This window comes from Streptococcus sp. 3874 (genome assembly GCF_013276425.1).
In the GTDB taxonomy this organism is placed as follows: Bacteria; Bacillota; Bacilli; order Lactobacillales; family Streptococcaceae; genus Streptococcus; species Streptococcus pseudopneumoniae.
In genome coordinates, this window is the sequence record NZ_VMLA01000108.1 from 1 (window position 1) to 3746 (window position 3746).

Sequence of the window (3746 nt, forward strand, 5' to 3'; positions counted from 1 at the left end):
AGGTCGACAAATCACAATTTGCTTGTGAGATAGCTATAAAAGTGTGGAGAAATAGCTTGAAATTTAGTATAATATAGCTAAACTATTTGTTTAAAGTGAGAAAAAAATGGGAAATTTTAGCTTTCTTTTAAAAAATGACGAATATGAATCTTTTTCAAAACCTTGCATTGAAGCTGAGAATATGATTGCTACATCAACTGTGGCTACTGCCTTTATGGCGCGTCGTGCTTTAGAGCAGGCTGTCCATTGGATATATAGTCACGATTCATATTTAGAGGCTCCCTATCGTGCTACTCTATCTTCTTTAGTATGGGATGATGATTTTAGGGATATCGTAGATTCTGAACTCCACAAGCAGATAGTTCTGTTGATTCGGTGGGGAAACCATGCTGCTCATGGTGGTGAAATTAAGGAACGAGAAGCGATTTTAGCTTTGCATCATTTGTATCAGTTTGTTAATTTTATCGATTATTGTTACAGCAATGAATTTGTGGAGCGTTATTTTGATGAGAAGTGCTTACCACTTTCAGCAAACATCAAATATCGAGAAACTCCACAATCTATGATAAAGTTACAAGACAGTTTACCAGAACTGCCTGATTTTCATGAGCAGATGGCTGCTCAGTCCGTAGAAGTTCAAGAGACTTATACTGAAAAACGTGAGACTGCAGCGCAACGGCAAGATGTGCCTTTCCATATTGATCAATTATCTGAGGCAGAGACAAGAAAGCTCTTTATTGATATCGATCTCCGTTTAGCAGGATGGATATTTGAAGAAAACTGTCGTGTTGAGATAGCCGTTGATGGTCTCAAACACGGTTCAGGAATTGGTTACTGTGACTATGTACTTTATGGTAAAAATGGGAAAATTTTAGCGATTGTGGAGGCTAAAAAAGCCTCTGTCAATCCAGAAGTAGGGGAAGTACAGGTCAAAGAATATGCTGAAGCTCTGGAGAAACATATCGGCTATCAGCCAATTTGCTTTATTACAAATGGGTTGAAGCACTATATACTTGATGGTCCGAACCGACGCCAGATTGCAGGCTTTTACTCTCAAGAAGAATTGCAATTAGTGATGGATAGACGTCATCTTCAAAAACCACTTGAGGATATTTCTAGTAAAATTAGAGACGATATTTCCGGGCGTCACTACCAAAAACATGCGATTGCAAGCGTTTGTGAAGCTTTCTCTAATCATCGTAGACAGGCACTTTTGGTTATGGCAACTGGGGCTGGGAAAACTCGTACAGCAGTTTCTCTAGTTGATACCTTATCACGTCATAACTGGGTAAAAAACGTTCTCTTCTTAGCCGATAGAACTTCCTTGGTTAAGCAAGCCTATGATTCGTTTAGAAAATTACTCCCAGATCTTTCCGTTTGTAACTTCTTAGAAGATAAAGAAGGAGCTCAATCAAGTCGTATGGTCTTTTCAACTTATCCGACTATGATTGGAGCGATTAGTGGTCAAGAAGAAGTAAATCAACGCCCTTTCACTGTTGGGCATTTTGACCTTATCATAATTGACGAATCTCACCGTTCTATTTATCAGAAATACAAGTCCATTTTTGATTATTTTGATGCAAGGATTGTAGGCTTAACCGCTACTCCGCGTCAAGATTTAGATAAAAACACCTATGGATTCTTTAATTTGGAGAATGGGGTTCCAACATATGCATATGATTTGGAAGAAGCTGTTAAAGACGGATATTTAGTAGCCTATCATTCTATCGAAACCAAACTGAAACTACCTACGGATGGTCTACATTATGATGATTTGTCCGAAGAAGAAAAGGAACATTTTGATAGCAAATTTGAAGACGATAGCTGTGAAAAAGATATTGATGGGAGTGTGTTTAATTCTTTTATTTTCAATAAAAGTACAGTAGAAATTGTTTTAAATGAACTCATGACAAGAGGAATTCAGACAGCCTCGGGTGATGAAATTGGTAAAACTATTATTTTTGCTAAAAATCATGATCATGCGGAATATATCAGAGGTATTTTTAACAACCGCTATCCTGAAAAAGGGAGCGACTATGCTCAGGTGATTGATTATAGTATTAAGCATTATCAGACCTTGATTGATGATTTTAAAATTAAGGAGAAGTATCCTCAAATTGCGATTTCTGTCGATATGTTAGATACAGGTATTGATGTACCAGAGGTTGTTAATTTAGTCTTCTTCAAGAAAGTACGTTCTAAAACTAAGTTTTGGCAGATGATTGGTCGAGGAACCCGTCTATGTAAAGATTTATTTGGACCTGAGCAGGATAAGGAAAACTTCTTGGTATTTGATTATGGGGACAATTTTGATTATTTTCGTGCAGATCCAAGAGATGGAGAGGGTCGTCACATTGTTTCTTTGACTCAGCGTTTATTTAATATCAAAGTGGACTTGATTCGAGAACTTCAGGGACTCCAATACCAAGAAGATCAGTTTGCGAGAGCATACCGTCAGGAGCTTGTTTCAGAACTTCAAGGTCGTATAGAGAGCTTAAATGAGTTGGACTTCAGGGTTCGTATGGTTTTAGATACAGTTTATAGCTATAGGAAATTAGAAAGTTGGCAGAATCTAACTGCTGTTACAAGTGAAACCATTCAAAAAAATCTCTCTCCGCTTTTATTTGATGAAGATAAAGAAGATGAGATGGCGAGGAGATTTGATTTGTGCTTACTTCATATTCAGTTAGGGCAACTGACAGCTAAATCTTCTACTGTTCATATTTCCCAAGTGATGAAGACGGCTAGAGCTCTTTCTGCTATTGGCAATATCCCGCAGGTTTTTGAGCAGGCTGAAATTATCAGGAAAGTACAGGAGCCTGAATTTTGGAAAGAAGTTAGCTTGTCTGATTTGGAAAAAATTCGTCTTGCTATTCGAGATTTATTACAGTTTTTGGATAAAACAGACCGTAAACCCTACTATGTTAACTTTGAAGATCGTATACTCTCCACTGTTCACGAGACCACAGCATTTTTGCAGGTCAACGATCTTCGGTCTTACAATGAAAAAGTTGAGCATTATTTGAAAACTCATCTGGATGAAGAGTCTATTTCTAAGCTATACCATAATAAAAAGTTGACATCTGATGATATGCTTGCACTTGAAAAATTGCTCTGGGAAAAATTAGGTAGTAAAGCAGACTACCAACATCATTATGAAAATAAGGCAATTCCGAGATTGGTTCGTGAGATTATTGGCTTAGATAGAGAGTCTGCCAATCGTATTTTTTCTAAATTTTTGTCGGATGAGAACCTTAATGCCAGGCAGATTTCATTTGTAAAATTGATTGTAGACTACATTGTAGAAAATGGTTGCTTAGAGATGAAAGTGTTAACGCAAGAGCCATTTAAATCTCATGGATCTGTTCAACTACTCTTTCAACACCAACTACCAGTACTTCGTAATATTGTTCAAACCATTGAGCTCATCAATAATCGAGCTGGAGAAGCGGCTTAAATTCTAAAGTGATTGCCATACTGAGACTCATTTAAAATTAAAAAGAGTAGAAATTTATGTCATATATGAGAAGTTTTATTAGGAAGAATGTCATCGTTTTCCTAGAATACAGTATCAGTTGTTAAGTGGCTGATAAATTTCAAAGTAGATACTTGTACCACGATGTTTGTTGATCGAGTTATTATAAAAGAGCTACTTTGATTTTAAAGAAATAGAAAACAAAAAGCCGAGCAAGAATTCAATTGCAGGAGAAAATGAAGGAATACTCAGTGAAAATCAAAGAGCAAAC

General features: G+C 36.7%; 1 protein-coding gene and 1 pseudogene. Both read left to right on the forward strand.

From position 1 onward, the window contains the following. Positions 1-77: pseudogene (locus HT703_RS10040) on the forward strand (type I restriction endonuclease); the annotation flags it as partial. A gap of 29 nt (positions 78-106) precedes the next feature. Next, positions 107-3457 (forward strand): DEAD/DEAH box helicase family protein, encoded by a 3351-nt coding sequence (locus tag HT703_RS10045; protein WP_023936144.1) that lies wholly within the window; start codon positions 107-109, stop codon positions 3455-3457. Positions 3458-3746 lie beyond the last annotated feature (289 nt).